Source organism: Nonomuraea purpurea (genome assembly GCF_042650645.1).
In the GTDB taxonomy this organism is placed as follows: domain Bacteria; phylum Actinomycetota; class Actinomycetes; order Streptosporangiales; family Streptosporangiaceae; genus Nonomuraea; species Nonomuraea purpurea.
In genome coordinates, this window is record NZ_JBHSBI010000073.1 from 1 (window position 1) to 2,185 (window position 2,185).

At 64.6% G+C, this 2,185-nt stretch carries 1 protein-coding gene; it reads right to left on the minus strand.

Annotated elements, in window-relative coordinates:
- Positions 1 to 113: 113 nt before the first annotated feature.
- Positions 114 to 1,637: a group II intron reverse transcriptase/maturase gene (ltrA, locus tag ACFOY2_RS54555; RefSeq protein ID WP_379536098.1), complete on the minus strand. Its 1,524-nt coding sequence runs from the start codon at positions 1,635 to 1,637 to the stop codon at positions 114 to 116.
- Between the last annotated feature and the right edge of the window lie 548 nt (positions 1,638 to 2,185).

A 2,185-nucleotide genomic window follows, 5' to 3' on the forward strand; every position in this document is an offset into this window, starting at 1 on the left:
GTAGAGTCGACCCGAGGCGCGGTATCGGGATTGCTCCCGACCCGTTTCCTCGGGTCGCTCTCCGAACCCGGCGTGCCCATTACTGAGCACCGGGCTCTCCACGGCATCTGCCGTCAAGCGTGGTCTGTCAGCGTCTGTGTCCAGGGACTGGGAATCGTGTTGCCGCGATACCGATAACGGGTCACCGTCACGGTCTCCAGGTTGAACAACTCGATCCCGTCCGCCGCGATCGGTTTCCATCTGCCGTCGGGCAGGGTGAAGTGTCGGCGGACGTCCTTCCACCCCCAGCGGTGTAACGTTCTGAGCCACCGGACGACTCGCCACCAGACGAAATCCGCCAGGTTGCCCAGGGTGTGCTTGCACACCGCGTGCTTGAAGTAGTTGGCCCAGCCGCGCATGATCTGATTGAGCCTGATCAGCACGGTCCTGCGGTCCTGCTGTGACGTCCTGTGCGTCAAGGTACGGATCTTCGCCTTCAACGACCGGATTGGCCGGTCGGCGATGAAGGTGTACACGTACCACTTGTTCGTGCCCATCTTCCGCTTCCACCGGATGTGAAAGCCCAGGAAGTCGAAACCGTCACTCATCTGCACGACGCGGGTCTTGGCTGGTGAAAGCCGTAACCCGAGCTGTGCGAGCACTTGAGCGGTCTGGTCGCGGAGGGCTTCGACATCGTCTCGGGTGCCGTGCACGAGAATGACGAAGTCGTCGCAGTAGCGAACGATCCGCCAGTTCGGCAGGCCACCTCGGCGACGCCGGGCGCGTTGATAGCTGGTCGCCATCGCTCCGCCGTGCAGCCACGGCCGATGCAAGTGCTCATCGAGCGCCGTCATCGCCACGTTGAAGATCAACGGAGACAGGATGCCGCCTTGTGGCGTGCCGGTATGGGTGTCCTGGTATTCGCCGAGTTCGGTGAGGATCCCGGCCTTGAGGAACGCCTTCACCAGCGCCAGCACACGCTTGTCCTTGACCCGGAGCCGCACTCGATCCATGAGAACGGAGTGCGAGACAGAATCGAAGGCCGCTTCGACGTCCGCGTCCAGTACCCAGCGGTAGCCGCGGGTGCCGAACTGGTGGATCTCGGCGACTGCGTCGTGTGCCCGCCGTTTGGGCCGAAACCCGTAGGAAACCGGCAGAAAGTCGGCCTCGAAGATGGGTTCCAGCACCAGCTTGAGCGCCGCCTGGACGACGCGGTCGGCCACGGCAGGTATGCCGAGGCGTCTTACCTTTCCCGATCCACCCGGTTTGGGGATCTTGCGTTCCCGTACCGGGAGCGGCCGGAACGTGCCCGACTTGACTTGAGCACGCAGGTCGTCCAGGAAACCGGGGATGCCTATCTGCTCTTCGACGTCGGCGACCGTCAGGCCGTCCACGCCCGCAGTGCGTGCCCCGGTATTGCCCGCGACCCGGTCGAACGCCACGATCAACGTCGCCGGGTCGTGCACGAGATTGAACAGGTCGTCGAACCTGCGGCCAGGATCGGCCGCCGCCCAACGGTGGAGCTTGGCCTGCATCTCCGATACCTTCCGCAGCGGCCCCATCGGGACCTGCTCCGGCCAGGCGCCGGCATTCACCGGCGCGTCTTTCGGCATTACAGCCTCCAACAACTTCTCGATACCGCTGCCGCCCTTGGCCATGTGTCCGGCTCTCCCGGACTCCGACTACTACGGCGGCTCCGCCCCATCTCGGTCGTTCGGCTGACGATGAGCCCAGCCCGCCCCGAGCACTGGATGCGCGCCAGACGGGCAGAACCGAGATGGTTCCCGTGTTCACTGTGATTCGATCAACGAAGTAGGAGCCCCGCTCTACCCCTGCGGCATCGCCATGAGTACGCCGCAGACCTTCCTCATGGCCTCCCCGACCGACATCCACGTGGCGGGCGGGAAGTTCTTGACCCCTAGACAGAGATCAGAGACGCACCGCACCCGGCCCATATCCGCCAGATTTGAGCCGGTCAGCCTTTAAGGGACGTATTCACGCTGGTTCCTCGCGTACTCCTCTCCGTCACGCTCGCCGGACCCACGCCATCTGGCAGTACTGGCCCGTCCCGGCTTTGTCGCGGCTGCTCCCGCCCTCCCCGGCATCTCCCGGATCAGGCTGCCGCCAGCTCCACCGCCCTGCTGCGACAGGGTCGGCGGTGAAGGTCTCTCACCTCCACTCGAATCATCAGCGCCTCACGGCGCAC

Excerpts from the sequence above, each read along its gene's own strand:
- ltrA (WP_379536098.1), bottom strand. The coding sequence starts at position 1,637 with ATGGCCAAGGGCGGCAGCGGTATCGAGAAGTTGTTGGAGGCTGTAATG.